Raw genomic sequence first — 23,301 nt, forward strand, 5'->3', positions numbered from 1 at the left:
CTACTTTTTTTTCAAATGCTGGCAGATGCCGGACAGTACGTAAACCGTTGCTCCCTTTAAGCGTGACGGCTTCATCTGATAGACAAATCGGACAGCATTGCTTTGAGGCCATAGGCACCGCTTCAATCTGTATTTCATCTGCATTCATCGGCAAAATCTGGTGAATCTGTAACTCTGGTATGTTAAGCATTTCACTGATATACTGGATTTGCATCTGTCTATTCCTTTTGTTGTTTGGTAGGACTTACAACAATACTGGATTGGCAGATGTTTTTCCATTTTCAACCGTAGTTCATACCGTCAAGCACTGATTTCTGTTTTGAGCCTGTTTTTTTGCTTTTTATTTATTTTTCGACAAAATGCTACTTTATTCCATTCAAGGCGTATTAGTTATGGACATATAAACTTACAACAGGATCGAAGGGAGTCATCTTCATTTGAAAATCACTAAAAAAAGAATCGGAATTATGACGTTGGCTGTAGGAATTATCGCAGCTAGCCTAGCAAGTGCACCAGCACCTGCTCGTGCAGATGTCGTATGGGATCATTGGCAAAAAGCGGAGTCGCTTCGAGCAAGTGGGAATAAAGCTGAAGCTGTACCGCATTGGCAATTTCTGGCTAATTACTATGCAGGCGCCGGAGAGTGGGAGAATGCAGCTTTATTTTATGGAAACTTGGCCGCCTACTACGATGCAATTGGTGATTACGATCAAGCGATTAGCTTTTACGAATCAGAAAATGAATATTGGGTGAAAGCTGGAAAGGATTGGGGGGCTGTTAAGCTTCAGCGAGCCGATCAAATTCGAACAACGGTCGAATTGTATAGACTGGATCGTAATGAGTCGACGGTACAGCAGTTAGCCCTGCCGAAGAACAGTCAACTGGCTAAGTTTGAACCTACATACGGTACTTATCTTGGGGTGTACTCCGAACAGGATCCTAAGGTGGGTAATATTTTCACGAAGATGGAAACGGAATATGGCAAAAAACACGCGATTTATTTGGCTTATGCACATTGGGGTCAAGGATTCCCTGCTATGTATGCGAAGAGAGCAAAAGATGCGGGTGGCGCTTTACAAATCGCTTGGGAACCTGACGATGGTTTAGATCCTGTTACTGATAGCGCCTATTTGCGAAAATGGGCACAAGATGCTAAGGCGGCAGGCATCCCGATCTTCTTGCGTTTTGCTGGGGAAATGAATGGTGCTTGGGTTAAATGGCACGGAAACCCTGCCCAATATATTGCGAAATTCCGTATGCTGCACGATGTATTTGCTGCTGAAGCTCCGAATGTCGCGATGGTTTGGAGTCCTGGCGATGTACCGGCGAATGATATTGACCCTTATTATCCGGGAGATGCTTATGTAGATTGGGTTGGGGTTAGCTTATATATTGAGCCTTATGAAAATGGGGATCCGTCTCTGCCTTCCATGATTTCTACGAGCAATGTAGAGAGGTTAACGAGGCTTTATAACACCTATTCGGACCGTAAACCGTTAATGCTAAGTGAAACGGGTGTCCCGCATTATGCGCACTCGGCAGGCGAGGATTTCACGGAATGGGCGAAGCTTAATCTGCAGCGATTATATGAGATTATGCCTTATAAATATCCAAGATTGAAGGCGATCACTTACTTTAACGTCGATCAAAAGATGGAAAACGCGAAAAACGACTACTCACTTTCCACTTCATCTGAAATCCAAAATTACTACAGCAAGCTGATTGCTAATCCTTATTTGCTATCCAATGTAACAGACGCAGCTAAACCTACTGATCATCTGGGTTATGTACCCGTAGATGCGAATCATCAGGTTTTTACGAAACAAACCAAGTTAATCCCTTTTGTCAAAATTCCTGACGTTTACATTGGCAAAGTAGAGTACCTCTTAAACGGACAAGTGATTGCCTCTCAATCAGATTTGCCTTACGGTCTGGAGCTGCGAGCCGGTGATGTTCCGGAGGGTTCTGTTATTCAGATCAGGGTTTATAATAAATCCGGTAAACAGACAGCTTTGCGTACCTTCGGTTTATCCTCGCAAGTATCTGTTGAAATTGATGGGAAAGAGCAGAAATTTGAGCAAGCACCTGTCATTGTAAAAGGATTAACATTCACACCGCTTCGTGCGATTTTCGAAGCGATGGGTGCAACGGTGGATTATGAGGCAGCAACTCGAACAGTTACAGCCAAAAAAGGAAGTACCACATTACGCCTAACTCTTGATGAGAAAACGGTGTATGTGAACGGCCAGGCTGTTCAGTTAGATGAGCCGGCACAGCTGGTTAACGGTTATACACTCGCGCCTGCTCGATTCGTCGGGGAAACATTTGGCGGCAAAGTCGCGTGGGATGGCACAAGCAGAACGGTTACGATTACTAACAAATAGAAAATATCTTCAAAAATAGTAGCTGTTTCATCGCCTGAGAAGAAAGTCAGAGCGTTGGAGCAGCTTTTTTCCTATGTATTAGGAAGATGTAGATAACCATGTTGTATTCTAGAATAGGGATTCATTCATACGGTAACCTCAATTAGTTGGAGATGGGGGAGGCTGCAGCGCTATGTTCAAAACAAGCAGGTGAATTTCTAAATAAATAGACATTAATAATAATTTAGTTAAACGCGTAACTGATAAATCAATTTAATGGTAAAAAGGTAGCGCTATCATATTGTAATATTGGATATTATGTCTTATAATCTAGTTAAACGTGTAACTAAAGAGGGTTGAGGAATGAAAAAACCAACAATTAAAGATGTAGCCAAAGTCGCAGGCGTTTCAGCAGCCGCAGTATCCTATGCATTAAACGGCCGAACGGATAAAGTCTCCAATGAGACGATCGAGCGAATTAAGAAAATTATTGAAACCTTAAACTACATACCGGATTTCTCGGCAAGAAGTTTAGTAAAGAACCAATCCAAGTTGATTGGTATCGTGATTCCACAGACAGAATCTCATAAGCAGCTTATACTTGAAAACCCTTTCTACAGCGAAATGATAAGCGGCATTGAGGGCAAGCTTCGCGAGTATGGGTACCACCTCTTGTTATCTGGTGTTAACCAAGGGGAGAGTTATCTGGATTTATCCGTTCAACGTAATCTGGATGGTGCCATTATGATGGGGATTTATCCGGAACAGTTTTATGACGGCTTCAAGAAAATTAATATTCCGATTGTCCTGATCGACAGTTACATTAACGACAGTTATTTCAAGCGAATCGGCATTGATGACGAATATGGCGGATATTTAGCGACGAAGTATCTGATTGATAAAGGTCACTCCAATATTGGACTCGTGACCGGAGCGATTCGTAAAGATGGTGTTGTCGAGAAGCGTTTCCTCGGCTACAAACGTGCGATTCGTGAAGCGAATTTCTTTTATAATCCAGACTATGTATTTGAAGAATCCATGAGTTATGAACATGGTATGGCTGCAGGTCAGCTCATCGCAAACAAGTTTCCCGAAATTACCGCAGTATTTGCTACGGGGGACATGGTCGCATTCGGAGCGATTCGGAGCTTGATGGACATGGGGAAAAAAGTTCCGGAAGACATCTCCGTTATTGGGTTTGATGATATCACGATGTCGAAGATGTTTATCCCGCCTTTAACAACAATCCGGCAAAATATCACCGAAAAAGGGGCTATTGCGGCCGAGCATCTCATCAACATGATTCAAGGCGGCGCCCAGCAAGAAGCGAATGAAATCATGCTGCCGCTAACGATTGTGGAGAGAGCAACAGTTAGAGCCAAGGAATAATTAACACGTAGGAACCGGAAAAGGAGAACGTCATGGTCGGACAAAAGAGATTTTCCAAAGCAGTTGTCATTATTGGATTTTTATTGCCAAGTTTAGCGGGATTGCTTCTGTTCCAACTCATCCCGATGCTGTCATCGGCGGTCATCTCCTTTACGAATTGGGATTTGTTAACCCCGGCGAAGTTCGTTGGGGTGGATAATTACACAGAAGCTTTGCAGGATGAGAAAACGCTTACATCACTTAAGAATATTCTTCAGTACATCCTTGGTTATTTACCCTCTGTTCTTGCTTTTGGTTTACTGTTCGCGGTTTTACTGAATAGGAAGCTAAGGGGAATTAAGCTCTATCGGATCTTCATCTTTGTACCCGTCATCACCTCATGGGTAGCTGTTTCCATCGTATGGCGCTGGCTGTTGAATGGACAGAGCGGACTCATTAACTACCTGCTGTCGCTAATCGGAATTCAAGGACCTGTATGGCTGCAGGACTTTGTATGGGCAATGCCTTCGATTATTGCAGTGAGTGTATGGAAGGATATCGGTTATGTGACCGTCATTCTTCTTGCGGGACTGCAGGATATTTCGGACGATTATTACGAAGCGGCGACGATTGATGGCGCAGGCGGGTTTCAGCAGTTTTTCCGTGTAACACTGCCGCTGCTTACGCCTAGCATCTTTTTCGTGCTTGTCATATCGCTCATCAATGGCTTCCAGCTTTTTGATCAGGTGCTAGTCATGACAGGCGGCGGTCCAGCTGGGCAAACGAGCACGCTTGTGCAGCAAATTTATGGGAATGCTTTTCAAAGCTATAAAATGGGCTTTGCCTCTGCGCAATCATGGATCTTATTCGTCATTATTTTCGCCGTCACCATCGTTCAGCAGCAGCTTCAGAAAAGGTGGGTTACCTATGACAGATAAATATATGCCGTATCGGAACTTGCTTTCACACCTTATTTTGATTGTGGCGGCTGTCGTTCTCATGTTTCCTTTCGTTTGGATGCTGTCGGGTTCCTTTAAGGATAACTTGGAAGTCGTCCGAATGCCGCCTAATTTAATACCGGATACATTTAAATTCAGCAACTACGTCGAGATTACGAAATACTTTCCGATCTATCGCTTTTTGGGCAACAGTGTAGGTGTTTCCTTAGTGACGACCGCTGCGCAGATCGTTGTGTGTGCGATGGCTGCATTTGTTTTTGCTAAAATACCGTTCCGAGGCAGGGAGACTTTATTCGTTCTCTATTTGATCACGATGATGATTCCCATGCAGGTGACGATGACGCCACTCTTTATCGTGTTTCAAAAACTGCACCTGACGAATACGTATCTCGGTCTCATTTTGCCAGGAATCTTCAGCGCTTACGGGACTTTCCTGCTTCGACAACACATCATGACCATTCCTGATCCATTGATTGAAGCAGCCAGAATAGATGGAGCTTCTTATGTGAGAGTATTTATGAGCATCATTCTTCCGCTTAGCAAACCTGCTCTTGCGACGCTAGCCATTTTTGCTTTCATGGCATCGTGGAACAATTTTTTATGGCCGCTTATTATTACGAGCGATAAGGAGTTGATGACACTTCCGATTGGACTAAGCAAGCTGCAAGGCAGATGGGCGACGGAGTGGAACATTTTGATGGCGGGGAATGTAATCAGCTTTATACCGATTTTCATTGTGTTTTTATTCGCGTCGAAATACTTCATTAAGGGAATGACCATGAGTGGGGTTAAAGGATAATGAGAGGGGTGATGGAAGTCGTTTGAGAAGCAAGTGATGAAACAGAAAAGGGTAAGTTAACTAAAGAAAATTCATAAGAAGAGAGGGTTTAAAGATGGTTACTAAAAAAACAGGTTGGGTCGTAACGTTAGGTGTGGTTGTTTCTCTTGCAGCTACGGGGTGTGGAACGGATACGAAAAAAGAAGCTACGCCGACGTCAAAACAAGAGCCTACAGCAGCTGCTACGGCAGCAGCAACACCAGAGACAAAGAAGGAACCGGTTACCCTTAAGTTCATGCAGTATACCGCAAGCGGTTCTCAAGAGCAGACGCTAGGCGATATGGTGAAAGCGTTCGAGTCGGCCAATCCTGACGTGAAGGTCAAAGTGGATATCGTCGATTACAACAACTACTACACGAAGCTCAATACACAGCTCGCATCGGGGGATGCGCCTGACGTATTTGAGGTCGGTTACGAAAACTTCGTCTCTTATGCCGCCAAAAATACACTAAAAGACTTGACGCCGATCATTGCGAAGGACACGACGTTCAAGCCGGAAATCTACAAAGGTCTTGCCTATGACTCATTCAAGTATAGCGGTAAGCAATACGGAGTCGTAGAGTCATTTTCAGACGTAGTTCTTTTCTATAATAAGGACTTGTTTGACAAAAAGCAAGTTGAGTATCCGAAGGCGGATTGGACGTGGAAACAAGAATTAGAAGCGGCTCAAAAGCTCACCGACGCCAAAAGCGGCGTATGGGGAACCTATTCGCCAATTCAATTCTATGAGTTTTACAAAACCATTGCTCAGAACGGCGGAGGTATCTGGAGTGCAGATGGCAAACCTACTGTAAACAGCAAAGAAAATATCGAAGCCCTGAACTGGATGCTGGATAAAGCGAAAAAGTATAAAGTGTCTCCAGCGCTTAACGACGATACTTTTAACCAGCCAGATGCTGACTTAAACGCATTTAAAGCAGGTAAGATTGCTATGTTGCGTGGCGGAATTTGGAACTTTGGCCGTTTTGCGGATGCTCCGTTCAAATGGGATATTGCACTGGAGCCTGGTAACACGAAGAAAGCACATCATTTTTTTGCGGATGGCCTTGTTGTTTCTGATAAAACGAAAAATGCCGAAGCGGCCTGGAAGTTTATCAAATTCATGTCTTCCGATCCTTCTGTTGTCAGCAAACGAATTGAGAAAGGCTGGAGTGTACCGGCTGTTTCGGATGAAAAAGTCATGGAGGCTTATTTCAAACAAACGCCGCCAGCTTCGAAGAAAATCGTACTTGAAGCATTGAATTCACTTGTACTGACGCCAGTAGGTCCAATTCCGGATAAATGGAACGATTTGACCAAAGCGATCGGCGACGAGCTGGACAAAGCGAAATTGAAATCCGATTACACAGCGGAAAAAGCGCTCAATGAAGCGCAAGCTAAGATTGAAAAATTAGTAACTAAATAGCATAGTGCGGACATAGAGTCGGCAGGGAAGGGGCATTGTTGCGGCAACGGCCCCTTTCTCATTCATACACGGATGGAGTAGGAGGATTTATGGTGCAAACAATAGATTCAAATCAGAATGTTAAATACTTTTTAGATGAACATACGGGCCAGGTTACAATTTCGGGGCAGCTTGCCACTTTTCGAGATATTGCATTTTTGAGTTATGCGCTAATTCAGCGAGGTGAAGCGGAGCGTGTATTGCCTGTACTGCGTTTGATGAACAGTGATCAATTTAAGGGTAAGTTGGCACTAACGGATGCGGCGCTCCGGATATGGGCTTTCGGTGAATATCTCAAGGTAACGGAAGATCAGGATTTCAAATTGGAGATAGAAGGGATTATCGAGGATACCACCTTACTACTAGACAGCAATTGGCAAAAACCGCAGCCTCATTGGCTGCAGCACGGGAACGAAGGCATTTATTTGAGCCATTTAGCGATGTACTTCTCTGCGGTTCAAGCGAATATTCAGAACGGGGTTGGCGAGCGGGGTGTGCGTTTACTGAAGGCGATTCGTGAACTCGTCTTTGCCAGCTTCATTAAAGAGGGCCGAGTCATTAGCGAATTGGGTGATACAGCAATTCATGGGGATATCCTCACAGCAGCAATTCCATTCGGTATGCTGGGTATTGAAGACCGCATTTTAATCGAAGCGTTGTATAAATTGGAAGAAACACTCGTAAGTAAAGGGGTAAGATTTAAAGCTGGAGACACCTTTTATGGAGGCTGTGAGCGATCTGATCTTACCTGCCTGTTAGCGTGGTACTACGCTAAAAAAGGGGACACAGTTCGAGCAAAAGAACTGTTAACTCATGTAGAATCGCTTCGGAAGGAAAATGCGAAGCTGTATGAAGTAGAAGCTTCTACAGCCAAGGAGCCTTTATTGCTGGCTTATTGGTGTGAACATGCAGGGGAACCACCCGTCAGTACATGGGGTGGCGTACTGTTGGAGCTAGCACAGGCTGCGCTTATTTCAAGTGATGTCCGTAGTGAAAGCTTGGACAGCGTCACTCTGGTGCATCAACCAACGGGTTACGATGACCCTTACGTCATCCTGCCTTACGAGCGGTTTCCTCGTCATCCCGAAGCGGGGGATTCGGTGCTTGTGCGCCTCCTGACTCAGCCTTTTCAGGCGAGTCAAGTAGTGACTGTGCAGGCCGCCGTTAATGGCATTCCGGCGGCCGAAGCCGTGACCGCCGTCATGAAAGTGACAGACGGCGGGGAAAAGGTCTGGGAAGCGCAGCTTGGCCCTTACCTCACAGGTGACGAGGTCAGCTATGCTTTTGCGCTTCAGAGCGGAAGCAAGTCGCTGAGTTCAGCGACTTACAGCTTTCAAGTGCGGGCATGGACGGCGCTGGAGCGCGTCCATGAACTGTGCGAGAAGACGGATGGCTTCGTCGTCGAATTGGGTTACGGTGCGGAAGCCACTCGCACCGCACAGCTATCTTTCCGCTCCGACGAGAGCGGCGCTATCAAGCTGACGTTCGCCGCAGACGGCGAACGCTTGCAGGGCGCGCCGGCGCAGCAGGCGGCGCTGGCGGTTGGACGCGCACGGCTGGAAGCCGAGGTGCGCGGAGGCAAGCTTGCGCTCGCGCTGCGCAGCACGGAGGGCGTGCTGATGGAGGGCTTCGCCGCCGAAGGGAAGCCGCTTATCGAGGCTTTAACCGACGGCTCGGGAAGCCTGCATAAGCTTCGCTTGAATTTGCGTACGAGACCGGAGCATCGCTGGTTCGGCATGGGGGAACGCTTTTCCCATTATGAATATTCGGGTCATGAAGTCGATCAATATGTGTACAATCAGTATCGGGATCAAGGTTTGAAGACTTACATGCCTGTTCCTTTTGCCATATCTTCTGGCGGCTATGCGATTTTCGTGGACACGGCTCTTTACTCGACCTTCCGCTTTCATACGCGCTTATCTGATCTTGTTGAAGTGGAAGCGGACGTGTCGCAGGCAAATCAACAGCTGGTTGCCTATTTATTTGCGGAGGATCCGCTCGCGATGGTCGGACAGTTTACCCAGTTATCAGGCAAACCTGTATTGCCGCCGAAGTGGTCGTTTGGACCATGGATGTCGAGCAATAACTGGGATTCCCAGGCTGAGGTTTTGAAACAGGCCGAGCTAACAGCGAAGTATCAGATCCCGTCCACGGTGTTAGTTATAGAGCAATGGAGTGACGAGGCGACGTTCTATATTTTTAACGATGCGCAGTACACTGTCAAAGACGGTAATCAACCGTTTCGCTATGAGGAATTCCAGTTCCCGGAATGGGGCAGATGGCCGAATCCGAAGGGAATGGTTGAAGAGCTGCATGAGCAGGGTTTGAAGGTGCTGTTATGGCAAATACCCATTCATAAACATATGTATGGCGTGGCTCACGGTCAGCGCGATCAGGATGAAATTACACTGCTTGAGCAAGGTTACGGTGTGAAAACGGCAGATGGGGAACCGTATACATTGCCTTATAACTGGTTCAAGGATTGTCATATTCTTGACTTTACGAATCCAGAAGCGGCGAAATGGTGGTTTAATAAACGCCAATACCTCGCAGATGAAATCGGTGTGGATGGTTTTAAAACCGATGGCGGCGAGTTCGTGTTCGGTCACGATTTGCAGTTCTATGACGGCTCTACAGGACGCGAAATGCGCAATCTGTATCCGAATTTGTACGTGGGCAGCTATTACGATTTCATCCAGAAATATGCCAAAGACGGAGGCATTACCTTTAGCCGGGCGGGCTATACTGGAGCGCAGAGTTACCCAATGCACTGGGCTGGCGACGAGCGCTCGACCTTCCAAGCCTTCCGCTCTTCGATGATTGCCGGGTTATCCAGCAGTATGTCGGGCATCCCGTTCTGGGGCTGGGATTTGGGTGGCTTTCATGGCGACATTCCGACGGCGGAGCTGTTTATAAGATCCGCCCAAATGGCCGCGTTTTGCCCGGTGATGCAGTATCATGCCGAAACGAAAGGCGAGTTCAACCAAGACCGAACGCCGTGGAACATTGCTGAACGAACAAATCAGCCTCTTGTTATCGATTTATACAAAAGGTACGCGGACATTCGGATGAACTTATTGCCTTACATCTATGATCAAGCGATTCGTACCAGCCGAACGGGGCTGCCTATGATGCGTGCAATGTCCCTTCAATTTCCATCTGATCCGCATTGCACCGAAATGATTAGTGAGTACATGTTCGGAGAATGCTTGCTGGTCGCGCCCGTTACGGAGGAGGGTCATGGTGCTAAAGAGATTTATTTCCCGGAAGGGTCCTGGTTATCTTTGTTCGATCAGGAAGAGGTCCAAGGTCCTTGCCTAATGAAAGTTGCTGCACCTTTGGAAACCATCCCTGTTTATCAGAAACAGGATAGTGTCATTGCGCTAAATTTGGCTGAGAATTTTTCACTTGGCGATCATGTGGGCAATAGCGTAAACAGCTATGAGCATTTATGTTTCCGAGTTTATGTTGTGGGTGAACTGCAGGCAGAGTTTGAGGATGACCTAGGCAATCGTGTGAACATTTCAGCAAAAAGAGTCAGTGGTCAGGTTCGTTTGCACTGGTCAAGCAGTCCTAGTCATAATCAAGCAATAACCTTTATTTTACATCAACCGGATGGTGTATCCACCGTTTCAAGTTCAGAAACGGAACTGTCACCAGTCGATCATATGGAACATCTGCTTCCTGGTCATTATTTGAATAGACACAAGAATCTACTTATAACTGTCCAGGAACCGGCAGGAAGTCTGGTGATAGCGCAGTGATTTTGTTCGGGTTCCCTCACTGTGGAGATTACACAAAGTCGTACCTTACTTGGAGCAGTGGCTTACCCGCTCGTGTTAGGTTTCAATGTGTTGAACTGAGTCAAGCCCGATTATCCATGCGCGAGGTTTCCTCTGAACTGTGGGAGCAAGCTCTGCACGAGACCTGTCAATACGTCAAACAGCAACTGATGCCTGGTGAAGAATATGTGTTTATCGGTCACTGCTGGGGCAGCTTGCTTGCCTTTGAGGCCAGTCATCGCTTGAAAGCAGAAGGAATCGCTGAGCCACGGCACTTATTTCTATCTGGCTGCAGTGCCCCTCATCTTATTCGGCCTCGCGGTTTACCGAATGGCATGCAGGGGGAAGTATCCGCGTTTGGCTGCCAGCCTGTGGACGAATATCGTACGCCATTTAATCGAGAGCCGCTTCGTGCTAGATTCAGTGTTTTTACAGGTAAGAAGGATGAGCATGCGTTAGTTGATCATTTGTCGGAGTGGAGTCGTTATACGGCGAAAATATGCGATGTGCACGTTTGTGAAGGCGATCATCGTTACTGGCAATCGGATCCAAACAAATGGCTGCAGCTCGCACAGACGATTGTGGAAAGGGAATATCTGATTTAATCTTACGGCGGTCGCGATTGAATAGGATTCGTGGCCGCCTAATATTGAAAGGGGGGGATGCTTGGAGCAGTGCATACTAGGTCAGGAAAAATAGTTGTTGGAGCTTTTAAGTCATTCATGTTCATGCTTGGCAAACAAATTTCGGTACGAAAGGGGAAACTTTTATGAATGTAAGGAAATTATTAGGCCCATTCCGATTTTCTCTCTCTTTTTTGCTCTGTTTCTGTCTCTTCGTCCCCTCTATTTATGCCATTGACGGTGTTTATCATGCGCCATACGGAATTGATGATCTGTACGAGATTCAAGCGACGGAACGGAGTCCAAGAGATCCCGTTGCAGGCGACACTGTGTATATCAAGATAACAACGTGGCCCATTGAATCAGGACAAACGGCTTGGGTGACCTGGACGAAAAATGGTGTCAATCAAGCGGCTGTCGGAGCAGCTTTCAAATACAATAGCGGCAACAACACCTATTGGGAAGCGAACCTTGGCACTTTTGCAAAAGGGGATGTGATCAGCTATACCGTTCATGGCAACAAGGATGGCGCGAATGAGAAGATTGGTGGACCTTTTACTTTTACTGTAACGGGGTGGGAATCCGTAAGCAGTGTCAGCTCCATCACGAATAACACGAACCGTGTTGTGCTGAATGCGGTGCCGAATACAGGCACATTGACGCCAAAGATCAACCTTTCCTTTACTGCGGATGATGTCCTCCGCGTACAGGTTTCTCCAACCGGAACTGGAACGTTAAGCAGCGGGCTTAGTAATTACACGGTTTCGGATACCGCTTCAACCACTTGGCTGACAACTTCCAAGCTGAAGGTGAAGGTGGATAAGAATCCTTTTAAGCTTAGTGTGTATAAGCCTGATGGAACGACGCTGATTGCCAGTCAATATGACAGCACCACAAATCGCAACATTGCCTGGTTAACCAATGGCAGTACCATTATCGACAAAGTAGAGGATCATTTCTATTCACCGGGTTCCGAGGAGTTTTTTGGCTTTGGCGAGCATTACAACAACTTCCGCAAACGCGGATATGATGTGGACACCTATGTATTCAATCAGTATAAGAATCAAAATGACCGCACCTACATGGCAATTCCTTTCATGCTTAACAGCAGTGGATATGGCATCTTCGTAAATTCAACCTATTATTCCAAGTTCCGCTTGGCAACCGAACGCACCGATATGTTCAGCTTTACGGCTGATACAGGGGGGAGTGCCGCCTCGACGCTGGATTATTATTTCATTTACGGAAATGATTTGAAAAATGTGGTGGGTAACTACACTAACATTACCGGTAAGCCAACAGCGCTGCCGAAATGGGCCTTCGGGTTATGGATGTCGGCTAACGAGTGGGATCGTCAAACCAAGGTGAATACAGCTATCAATAATGCGAATACCAACAATATTCCGGCAACGGCTGTAGTGCTTGAACAGTGGAGTGATGAGAATACGTTTTATATTTTCAATGATGCTACTTATACGCCTAAAACGGGCAGCGCTGCGCATGCCTATTCCGATTTCACCTTCCCGACAACAGGGAGATGGACGGATCCAAAAGCGATGGCAGACAATGTGCATAACAATGGGATGAAGCTGGTGCTCTGGCAGGTCCCTATTCAGAAATGGACTTCAACGCCATATACCCAGAAAGATAATGATGAAGCTTATATGACGGCTCAGAATTATGCCGTTGGCAACGGCAGCGGAGGCCAGTACCGGATCCCTTCAGGACAATGGTTCGAGAACAGTTTGCTGCTTGATTTTACGAATACAGCCGCCAAAAACTGGTGGATGTCTAAACGCGCTTATCTGTTTGATGGTGTGGGTATCGACGGCTTCAAAACAGATGGCGGGGAAATGGTATGGGGTCGCTCAAATACCTTCTCAAACGGTAAGAAAGGCAATGAAATGCGCAATCAATACCCAAATGAGTATGTGAAAGCCTATAACGAGTACGCGCGCTCGAAGAAAGCTGATGCGGTCTCCTTTAGCCGCTCCGGCACGCAAGGCGCACAGGCGAATCAAATATTCTGGTCCGGTGACCAAGAGTCGACATTTGGCGCATTTCAACAAGCTGTGAATGCAGGGCTTACAGCAAGTATGTCTGGCGTACCTTATTGGAGCTGGGATATGGCTGGGTTCACAGGCACTTATCCAACGGCGGAGTTGTACAAACGGGCTACCGAAATGGCTGCTTTTGCACCAGTCATGCAGTTTCATTCCGAGTCTAACGGCAGCTCTGGTATCAACGAGGAACGTTCTCCATGGAATGCGCAAGCGCGTACAGGCGACAATACGATCATTAGCCATTTTGCCAAATATACGAATACGCGCATGAATTTGCTTCCTTATATTTATAGCGAAGCGAAAATGGCAAGTGATACTGGCGTTCCCATGATGCGCGCCATGGCGCTTGAATATGGGGCGGACACGAACACGTACGGTTTGACGCAGCAGTATATGTTCGGGGGTAATTTGCTTGTTGCTCCTGTTATGAATCAGGGAGAAACAAACAAGAGTATTTATCTTCCGCAGGGGGATTGGATCGATTTCTGGTTCGGTGCTCAACGTCCTGGAGGTCGAACAATCAGCTACACGGCCGGCATCGACGATCTCCCGGTTTTTGTGAAGTCTGGCAGCATTCTTCCTTTGAATTTGAACGCGCAATATCAAGTTGGCGGGACCATTGGCAACAGCTTAACGAACTATACGAATCTGACGTTCCGCATTTATCCGCTTGGGACAACAACGTATGACTGGAATGATGATATTGGCGGTTCGGTGAGAACCATAACGTCTACAGAGCAATATGGGTTGAATACAGAAACCGTGACTGTTCCAGCGATTAATTCTACCAAGACATTGCAAGTGTTTACGACGAAGCCTTCCTCTGTAACGGTGGGTGGTTCTGCGATGACAGAGTACAGTACTTTAACCGCCTTAACAGGAGCGTCGACAGGCTGGTACTATGACACTATACAGAAATTCACTTACGTCAAGCTTGGTTCAAGTGCATCTGTTCAATCCGTTGTGCTAAATGGCGTCAATAAGGTGGAATATGAAGCGGAATTCGGCCTGCAAAGCGGCGTTTCAACGAACACGAACCATACGGGTTATACAGGTACAGGATTTGTGGACGGCTTTGAGACACTTGGAGACAATGTAGCTTTTGATGTTTCTGTCAAAGCCGCAGGTACTTATACGATGAAGGTTCGGTATTCATCCGGTGCAGGCAATGGCTCAAGAGCCATCTATGTGAATAATACAAAAGTGACGGACCTTGCTTTACCGCAAACAACAAACTGGGATACATGGGGGACTGCTACGGTTAGTGTCTCGCTGAGTGCTGGTCTCAACACGGTGAAAGTCAGCTATGATGCAACCAGTTCACTCGGCATTAATCTCGATAACATAGCAATCGTAGAGCAATAAAAAATCGGGAGGGCAAATCCCTCCCTTAATTTCCAATCGAAAGGGAGTATCATTAATGAGTCTACCAAACAAAGAAATTCCACGTATCCTTGCTTTTTTTACAGTGTTTACGTTGTTTGGTTCAACCCTTACCTTGCTTCCTGTTTCGCCTGCACATGCCTATGTCAGCAGCCTAGGGAATCTCATTTCTTCGAGTGTCACCGGAGATACCTTGACGCTAACCGTTGATAACGGTGCGGAGCCGAGTGATGACCTTTTAATAGTTCAAGCGGTGCAAAACGGTATTTTGAAGGTGGATTATCGTCCAAACAGCATAGCGCCGAGCGCACAGACGCCGATGCTCGATCCTAACAAAACTTGGTCAGCTGTAGGAGCTACGATTAATACGACAGCCAATCCAATGACCATCACGACCTCCAATATGAAGATTGAAATTACCAAGAACCCGGTGCGAATGACGGTCAAAAAGGCTGATGGCACTACGCTATTCTGGGAACCAACAGGCGGAGGGGTATTCTCAGACGGTGTGCGTTTCCTTCATGCCACAGGGGATAATATGTATGGCATCCGGAGCTTCAATGCTTTTGATAGCGGGGGTGACCTGCTGCGGAATTCGTCCAATCATGCCGCCCATGCAGGTGAGCAGGGAGATTCCGGTGGTCCGCTTATTTGGAGTACGGCAGGATATGGATTATTAGTCGATAGCGATGGCGGCTACCCCTATACAGATAGCACAACCGGTCAAATGGAGTTTTATTATGGCGGGACCCCTCCTGAGGGACGTCGTTATGTGAAACAAAACGTGGAGTATTATATTATGCTCGGAAACCCCAAGGAAATTATGACTGACGTAGGGGAAATCACGGGGAAACCGCCTATGCTGCCTAAGTGGTCGCTTGGTTTCATGAACTTTGAGTGGGATACGAATCAAACGGAATTTACGAATAATGTGGATACGTATCGTGCCAAGAATATCCCCATAGATGCTTACGCCTTCGACTATGACTGGAAAAAGTACGGGGAAACCAACTATGGTGAATTTGCGTGGAATACGACTAATTTCCCTTCTGCTTCAACGACTTCTTTAAAGTCAACAATGGATGCTAAGGGCATCAAAATGATCGGAATTACGAAACCCCGCATCGTTACGAAGGATGCTTCTGCGAATGTGACGACCCAAGGGACGGACGCGACAAACGGTGGTTACTTTTATCCGGGCCATAACGAGTATCAAGATTATTTCATTCCCGTAACTGTACGCAGTATCGACCCTTATAATGCTAGCGAACGTTCCTGGTTTTGGAGTCATTCCATTGATGCGCTTAATAAAGGGATCGTTGGTTGGTGGAATGACGAGACGGATAAAGTATCTTCGGGTGGAGCGTCATATTGGTTTGGCAATTTCACAACAGGCCACATGTCTCAGACGATGTACGAAGGGGGGCGGGCTTACACGAGTGGAGCGCAGCGTGTGTGGCAAACGGCTAGAACTTTCTACCCAGGTGCCCAGCGGTATGCGACTACGCTTTGGTCTGGCGATATTGGCATTCAATACAATAAAGGCGAACGGATCAACTGGGCTGCCGGGATGCAGGAACAAAGGGCAGTTATGCTATCCTCCGTGAACAATGGCCAGGTGAAATGGGGCATGGATACCGGCGGATTCAATCAGCAGGATGGCACGACGAACAATCCGAATCCCGATTTATACGCTCGGTGGATGCAGTTCAGTGCCCTGACGCCTGTTTTCCGAGTTCATGGGAACAACCATCAGCAGCGCCAGCCATGGTACTTCGGATCGACGGCAGAGGAAGCTTCCAAAGAAGCTATTCAGCTGCGGTATTCCTTGATTCCTTATATGTATGCCTACGAGAGAAGTGCTTACGAGAATGGGAATGGGCTCGTTCAACCATTGATGCAAGCCTATCCGACAGATGCGGCCGTCAAAAATTACACGGATGCTTGGATGTTTGGTGACTGGCTGCTGGCTGCACCTGTGGTAGATAAACAACAGACGAGTAAGGATATCTATTTACCGTCTGGGTCATGGATTGACTATGCGCGAGGCAATGCCATAACTGGCGGTCAAACCATCCGATATTCGGTTAATCCGGACACGTTGACAGATATGCCTCTCTTTATTAAAAAAGGTGCCATTATTCCAACACAGAAAGTACAGGATTACGTAGGGCAGACTTCCGTCACTTCCGTTGATGTGGATGTGTTTCCGGATACGAAGCAGTCGAGTTTTACGTACTACGATGATGATGGCGCCAGTTATAACTATGAGAGCGGCACTTATTTTAAGCAAAATATGACTGCGCAGGATAATGGGTCAGGCTCGTTAAGTTTTACATTAGGAGCGAAGAGCGGCAGTTACACGCCGGCTCTCCAATCCTATATCGTTAAGCTGCACGGTTCTGCTGGAACTTCTGTTACGAATAACAGCACTGCTATGACATCTTATGCAAGCTTGGAAGCATTAAAAGCTGCCGCTGGGGAAGGTTGGGCGACTGGGAAGGACATCTATGGGGATGTCACCTATGTGAAAGTGACGGCAGGTACAGCTTCTTTTAAATCTATTGCTGTTACAGGTGTTGCTGCCGTGAGCGCTATTTCTTCGCAGTACGAAGCTGAGGATGCATCGCTTTCTGGCAATTCGGTTGCAGCAAAGGCGTCTATAAACACCAATCATACCGGATATACGGGAACTGGATTTGTAGATGGTTTGGGTAATGATGGCGCTGGGGTCACCTTCTATCCAAAGTTGAAAACTGGCGGTGACTATACTGTTTCTTTACGTTATGCGAATGCTTCAGGCACGGATAAGACTGTCAGTATTTTTGTTAATGGAAAAAGAGTGAAGTCCACCTCGCTCGCTAATCTCGCAAATTGGGACACTTGGTCTACGCAATCCGAGACACTGCCTTTGACGGCAGGTGTGAATGTTGTGACCTACAAATATTACTCCGATGCGGGAGATACGGGCAATGTTAACATCGACAACATCTCGGTGCCCTTTGCGCCAATTGTCGGTAAGTATGAAGCAGAAAGTGCTGAGCTCACTGGCGGCAGCTCATTGAACACGAACCATTGGTACTACAGTGGTACGGCTTTTGTAGACGGTTTGAGTGCCGTAGGCGCTCAGGTGAAATACAACGTGAATGTCCCTAGCGCAGGAAGCTATCAGGTTGCCCTGCGATATGCGAATGGCAGTGCTGCGACGAAAACGTTGAGTACTTATATCAATGGAGCTAAGCTTGGGCAAACCAGTTTTACAAGCCCTGGTACTAATTGGAACGTTTGGCAGGATAATGTGCAAACGGTGACGTTGAATGCAGGGGCAAACACAATTTCGTTGGCATATGACGCCGCTGACAGCGGGAACATCAACTTAGATCGTCTGCTTCTTTCAACTTCGGCAGCGGGAACGCCGGTTTCTGAGCAGAATCTGCTAGACAATCCCGGTTTCGAGCGTGATACGAGTCAAACCAATAACTGGATGGAGTGGCATCCAGGCACGCAAGCTGTTGCTTATGGCGTTGATAGCGGCTCAACCACCAATCCGCCTGAATCTCCGTGGTCGGGTGATAAGCGGGCCTACTTCTTTGCAGCAGGTGCCTATCAACAAAGCATCCATCAAACTATTAGTGTTCCTGTTAATAATGTAAAATACAAATTTGAAGCCTGGGTCCGCATGAAGAATACGACGCCGACGACGGCAAGAGCTGAAATTCAAAACTATGGCGGATCAGCTATTTATGCGAACATCAGTAACAGCGGTGTTTGGAAATACATCAGCGTAAGTGATATTATGGTGACCAATGGCCAGATCGATGTTGGATTTTACGTGGATTCACCTGGTGGAACTACGCTTCACATGGATGATGTCCGCGTGACCAAACAATAAACAAAACAACCAGCTCTCCCGTTAATGGGGGGCTGGTTGTTTGTTATGATAATCCATCTATTTGGAGTGGATTAAACGTTTTGAAGTGCTTGCTGAACTTCTTGCACAATGGATAACGCCGCGGTGCGGGCGCTTGAGAAAGCTCGTTCTGCAAGCTCTCCCTTACCTGTACAGCCGTCTCCGCAGAAGTAGAAAGGCACGTTTTCCACACGTATCGGCAGTAGATTATTGGAAGCAATGTTTTTCACGCTGGAAACCATCGCTTTCTTGGAAACCCGTTTCACGGCTGTGACATCGCGCCAGCCTGGATAATGTTTATCAAATAAGGCTTCCATTTGGAGGTTCTTCTCTTCCAGGTATGCTTTGCGCTGCTCCTCGTTATCGAAGCGGTCGCTTAAGTATGCGATACCTTGCAGCAGCTGACCGCCTTCTGGTATTAGTGTGTGATCCGTCGCGGAAACATCGCTGATGAATAGCTTGTTATCCATGTCGCTGATGTAGCTGAAGGGTCTAGCGACAACACGGCTTAATCCAACGTCGTACACCATGACTTCGGTTGCGGTATTGGATTCATATGGAGCTAGGAACGGCTCCCATGCAGTACCTTTCAGAAGCTTGACGACTTGCTGAACCGGCATGGCGAAAATCACTTTGTCAAAGGCGACTTCACGGTGTTTGGTTTGCAATACAAATTTGCGATCCGCATATCGCAGGCTCTCCACGCCTTCTTGAAGGGCAATCTCCCATTTGCCAGACGTTGTCAGCTTTTGCTTAAGTTGATTCGTAATGACGGCCCAGCTTCCCAATATATAATTAACTGGCTTCGAGGAAAGGAACAAGTTGTGATAGTACTCGCTGATTACCGCTCCGGAGACGTTGCGAGCATCCTCAGGCGTAATGAAGAAGTTGGAGCAAACCAGATGCTCCCATAACTCTTTAACATCCTCGTCTGCATTGGATTCTGCCAAATAATCTGCAAGCGTTGCGTAGTTTTTTAGGTTGTGAATATTCGCGATAATAGCGGTAATTTCACCGACGAATCTTACTTTTTGCATGGTGCTGAGCAAATCAGTTTTTAAAAGGTTAATCGCATCGAGCGGTGCTGGCGTAAGCTGATTATTTTTCGCATAAAAAACTTTGCGTTTATCTACTTGCTTAGAAGAAAAAGATAGTCCAAGCTCACGTTCCATGTTTGTTAATGTATGACGATCAATCCCATAGATGGCATGTGCGCCATAATTGAGTGTAAATCCTGCTTTTTCGTAAGTAAAAGCACGTCCTCCAAGCTGCGGGCTGCGCTCGAAAAGGATACCTTCGACATGCGGATTCTCAGATAAATAAGCGGCCGCTGTTAATCCAGCCAGGCCTCCGCCAATAATAGCTACTTTCATTTTGTGTTCCTCCTTGGGGACTGGTTCTACCTGTAGGGATGCGTAAGGCTCCGCGGAGCGTATACCTACCCAAAGCCAGGCTAAGTTGTTTTTCATCATGGAGAGTAAATCGGCTTCTTCTTGATTGCACCAAGTACGGACCGTTCCCGTATACATGCAAACGAGCAGTTCGATTTTTCTTGGTTCAGGAAGCCAATGTAATAAACTTTCAGATAATACGTTTAATTGCTGCTGTTCTTCCGTTTTTACGGTTTCATTTTGCAAGGATAATGCTTGTAAGCTTCGGACTAGTCGTGGTGAGGAATGAATGTTGGACGATAAGTCTAAAAATAAGCGATTAATATGTCCTTCTAAGGACTGAACCTTGGACGGAGGCTGCTTCACCCATTCTTGAATCAATTGAATTTGTTTACTGTAAAGTGCTGAAATGATAGCATCTTTACTTTTAAAATAATGATAAAACGTTCCCTTTGATGATCCCGTCGCTGCGATGATATCGTCTACGGACACATTCTCATAGCCTTTTTCCATAAACATGGTTAAAGCGACTTCCATCATCACATCACGCTTTTTGCGGGTGGAGGCTCTCATGAATTGGCTCATCCGCTCACTCCATTCCAACCATCGATTTACTCCTATTATATGCAAAAATAGACTTTCAGTCTACATATTAATTGACCATCCGCATAAATTTTGAATAAGGAAAAAACAATCTAAATAATTGTTTCCCGTGTGATGTTGCTACCAGCGGTCTATACTTCAGAATAGAACCACATGAGAGGATGAAATATATACTTGAAAAATGAAGATTTAGGATGGGATTCCTTTTTTGAAAAAGCTTTCGAACCTTACCGAAACGAAGGATACCAGGTTGGACGGGTGTCCTTGGAACATAAACATATGTATCGCGTTCAGACGGAAGTCGGGGAAGCGCTAGCCGAGGTATCGGGTAAAATGCGGCATCTTGCTTTCCGGCGCGAAGACTACCCAGCTGTAGGCGATTGGGTCGTACTGTCCATCAGGGGAGAAGAACAGCGAGCAACGATCCATGCTGTATTGCCGCGTAAAAGTAAGTTTTCCCGCAAAGTAGCTGGTCAAGTCACCGAAGAACAAATTGTTGCCTCGAATGTAGATACAGTGTTTCTATTCACAGCGCTCAATCTAGATTTTAATGTACGCCGTATTGAGCGTTATATGGTGTTAGCTTGGGAGAGCGGAGCAAATCCGGTAATTGTTCTAAGTAAAGCGGATTTATGTGAGGATCCGGAAGCGCTGGCCGCTGAGGTCGCGGCTGTTGCGGTGGGTGTGCCCATTCATATTATTAGCTCAGCAGAAAATCGCGGACTGGATGCGCTTGCTGCTTACATTTCTCCTGGCCAAACTGTCGCTCTTCTTGGCTCGTCAGGAGTGGGTAAATCAACCTTGGTGAATCGCATCTATGGGAAGGATATTCTGGACACAGGGGATATCCGTTCTGGGGATGACAAAGGGAAGCATACGACGACCCACCGCGAGCTCATTACGCTGCCTGGTGGAGGCATATTGATTGATACGCCAGGGATGCGTGAACTCCAGCTGTGGGACGTTTCGGAGGGGCTAAGCACGTCATTTCAAGATATCGAAGAACTTGCACAAATGTGCTATTTTCAGGATTGTAAGCATGAGAATGAACCGAAATGCGCTGTGAATCAGGCGTTAGATGAAGGAACTTTGGCTCTTGAACGATTTCATAACTACTTAAAATTACAAAAGGAACTCGCTTATTTGGCGCGCAAAGAAGATAAAGGGCTTCAAGCAGCTGAGAAAGCGAAATGGAAAAAGCTGCGCCAATCCTTAAAAAGTCAGCCTAACCGTTAAGGCGCCGCTTTGCAAGACAAATCCTACCGCTAGCAGCATTGTTAACCTTATCCTTACTTCCCTATTATTAATAGAATGAAACCCATTCAATCTAGATCCATCTCATCATCAATGAGGTGTTTCTTTTTTTTGCAAATATTCCATTTAAAATTGTAGATTGGATTGGATTTTTTCGTTCTTATCCGATAAAATTAAATGTAGTAGTTTCACGAAAGAGGGGGACAAGCCGAACAATGAGTGATTGTATTTTCTGTAAAATTATTGCGGGGGAACTTCCCTCTAAGAAAGTCTATGAGGACGAACAGATTGTTGCTTTCCATGATATTCAGCCAGCTTCTCCGATTCATGCTCTTATTATTCCTAAGAAGCATATTGCTTCACTCGCTGATGCGGGAGAAGAGGATTGGAATATAATCGGTCAAATTCAGCGTGTGGCTGCGCAAATTGCTAGAGAACTAGACGTGGAAGAATCAGGTTATCGGGTTATAACTAATATTGGAGCTAACGCGGGGCAAATTGTTCACCATCTTCATTATCATCTTATGGCTGGGGCGCGTTTATCGCCATTAGGCGTGCACAATTAAGCTTCCTTTCTCGAAACGAAAGGTTTGCGATTGACACCCTAATTACTATGACCTATAATGAGATTTGATGAACCGTTTTGTCTTAGATGGTCTGTTCGGAGGGAGGGAAAACTGTTGTCAGAAACTCGAGTTCGTAAGAACGAAACTATAGATGCTGCACTTCGTCGCTTTAAGCGTTCCATCGCTAAGGATGGCATTCTTGCAGAAGTTAAAAAACGTAAACATTATGACAAGCCTAGCGTTAAGCGTAAGCTTAAATCTGAGGCTGCTCGTAAGAGAAAGTTCTAGGAGGCAACATGAGCTTAAGCGATCGATTGAACGAAGATATGAAGCAAGCGATGAAGAGTCAGGACAAGTTCAAACTCTCCGTAATTCGAATGGTAAGATCTACCATTAAGAATTCAGAGATTGATCTGAAAAGAGCCTTAGATGACAATGAAGTGCTTGACGTTCTAACTCGTGAAATCAAACAGCGTAAGGATTCCCTCCAAGAATTTACGAAGGCCGGCAGAGATGATTTGGCCGAGAGCCTGAAGGCAGAACTTGTTATTCTAGCTGAGTACATGCCGCAACAGCTTTCTGAGGAAGAAGTGAAAGCCATTGTACAGCAGACCATCCAGCAAATTGGTGCTTCTTCCAAAGCGGATATGGGCAAAGTGATGACGGCATTGATGCCTCAGGTCAAAGGACGCGCTGATGGTAAACTTATCAATCAGTTAGTTCAACAATTATTAGGTTAATAACAAATATGTTA

General features: G+C 46.3%; 14 protein-coding genes and 1 pseudogene. 13 read left to right on the forward strand and 2 right to left on the reverse strand.

The window, feature by feature from the left end; genetic code table 11:
- Positions 1–214, reverse strand: a pseudogene (locus G519_RS51620) (ISL3 family transposase); the annotation flags it as partial.
- A 223-nt stretch (positions 215–437) separates the two neighbouring features.
- Here G519_RS51620 and G519_RS43505 point away from each other — a divergent pair.
- The 9 genes from G519_RS43505 (at position 438) to G519_RS0117905 (ending at position 18,715) form a co-directional block, all read left to right on the forward strand.
- On the forward strand, positions 438–2,384 hold the full coding sequence (locus tag G519_RS43505; RefSeq protein WP_051253482.1) for a stalk domain-containing protein: 1,947 nt from the start codon (positions 438–440) through the stop codon (positions 2,382–2,384).
- Positions 2,385–2,726: 342 nt separating this feature from the next.
- Positions 2,727–3,752 (forward strand): LacI family DNA-binding transcriptional regulator, encoded by a 1,026-nt coding sequence (locus G519_RS0117865; RefSeq protein ID WP_029195870.1) that lies wholly within the window; start codon positions 2,727–2,729, stop codon positions 3,750–3,752.
- A gap of 32 nt (positions 3,753–3,784) precedes the next feature.
- A complete protein-coding gene (locus tag G519_RS0117870; protein ID WP_029195871.1) occupies positions 3,785–4,669 on the forward strand; it encodes a carbohydrate ABC transporter permease in 885 nt (294 codons plus the stop codon).
- Positions 4,659–5,489: a carbohydrate ABC transporter permease gene (locus G519_RS0117875; protein WP_051253483.1), complete on the forward strand. Its 831-nt coding sequence runs from the start codon at positions 4,659–4,661 to the stop codon at positions 5,487–5,489. Before G519_RS0117870 ends, G519_RS0117875 begins: the two co-directional genes overlap by 11 nt.
- A gap of 94 nt (positions 5,490–5,583) precedes the next feature.
- Positions 5,584–6,933, forward strand: a complete 1,350-nt coding sequence (locus G519_RS0117880; protein WP_051253484.1) for an ABC transporter substrate-binding protein — start codon at positions 5,584–5,586, stop codon at positions 6,931–6,933.
- Positions 6,934–7,022: 89 nt separating this feature from the next.
- Positions 7,023–10,736 (forward strand): glycoside hydrolase family 31 protein, encoded by a 3,714-nt coding sequence (locus G519_RS43510; protein WP_051253485.1) that lies wholly within the window; start codon positions 7,023–7,025, stop codon positions 10,734–10,736.
- Entirely contained in the window at positions 10,733–11,359 is a 627-nt protein-coding gene (locus tag G519_RS0117890) for a thioesterase II family protein (RefSeq protein WP_029195874.1), read from the forward strand. The genes G519_RS43510 and G519_RS0117890 overlap by 4 nt, the downstream gene beginning before the upstream one ends.
- Positions 11,360–11,523: 164 nt before the next feature.
- The gene (locus G519_RS0117900; protein ID WP_029195875.1) at positions 11,524–14,805 is read left to right on the forward strand and encodes a TIM-barrel domain-containing protein; all 3,282 of its coding nucleotides are present in this window, start codon (positions 11,524–11,526) and stop codon (positions 14,803–14,805) included.
- A gap of 55 nt (positions 14,806–14,860) precedes the next feature.
- Positions 14,861–18,715, forward strand: a complete 3,855-nt coding sequence (locus tag G519_RS0117905) for a TIM-barrel domain-containing protein (protein ID WP_029195876.1) — start codon at positions 14,861–14,863, stop codon at positions 18,713–18,715.
- A 71-nt stretch (positions 18,716–18,786) separates the two neighbouring features.
- Here G519_RS0117905 and G519_RS0117910 read toward each other — a convergent pair whose 3' ends face one another.
- Positions 18,787–20,709 carry an FAD-dependent oxidoreductase gene (locus G519_RS0117910; RefSeq protein WP_029195877.1) on the reverse strand — a complete coding sequence of 641 codons (1,923 nt, stop codon included), beginning with the start codon at positions 20,707–20,709 and terminating at the stop codon, positions 18,787–18,789.
- A 192-nt stretch (positions 20,710–20,901) separates the two neighbouring features.
- On the opposite strand from G519_RS0117910, the gene rsgA reads away from it, so the two are divergent.
- From rsgA to G519_RS0117930, 4 genes are all read left to right on the forward strand, one after another.
- On the forward strand, positions 20,902–21,963 hold the full coding sequence (rsgA, locus tag G519_RS0117915; RefSeq protein ID WP_029195878.1) for a ribosome small subunit-dependent GTPase A: 1,062 nt from the start codon (positions 20,902–20,904) through the stop codon (positions 21,961–21,963).
- A 233-nt stretch (positions 21,964–22,196) separates the two neighbouring features.
- Positions 22,197–22,547 (forward strand): histidine triad nucleotide-binding protein, encoded by a 351-nt coding sequence (locus G519_RS0117920; RefSeq protein WP_029195879.1) that lies wholly within the window; start codon positions 22,197–22,199, stop codon positions 22,545–22,547.
- Positions 22,548–22,661: 114 nt separating this feature from the next.
- Complete coding sequence (gene rpsU / locus G519_RS0117925) at positions 22,662–22,835, forward strand: 30S ribosomal protein S21 (protein ID WP_029195880.1); 174 nt, start codon at positions 22,662–22,664, stop codon at positions 22,833–22,835.
- 8 nt (positions 22,836–22,843) lie between these two features.
- On the forward strand, positions 22,844–23,287 hold the full coding sequence (locus G519_RS0117930) for a GatB/YqeY domain-containing protein (RefSeq protein ID WP_029195881.1): 444 nt from the start codon (positions 22,844–22,846) through the stop codon (positions 23,285–23,287).
- Positions 23,288–23,301 lie beyond the last annotated feature (14 nt).

The organism is Paenibacillus alginolyticus DSM 5050 = NBRC 15375 (genome assembly GCF_000422905.1).
GTDB lineage: Bacteria > Bacillota > Bacilli > Paenibacillales > NBRC-103111 > Paenibacillus_E > Paenibacillus_E alginolyticus.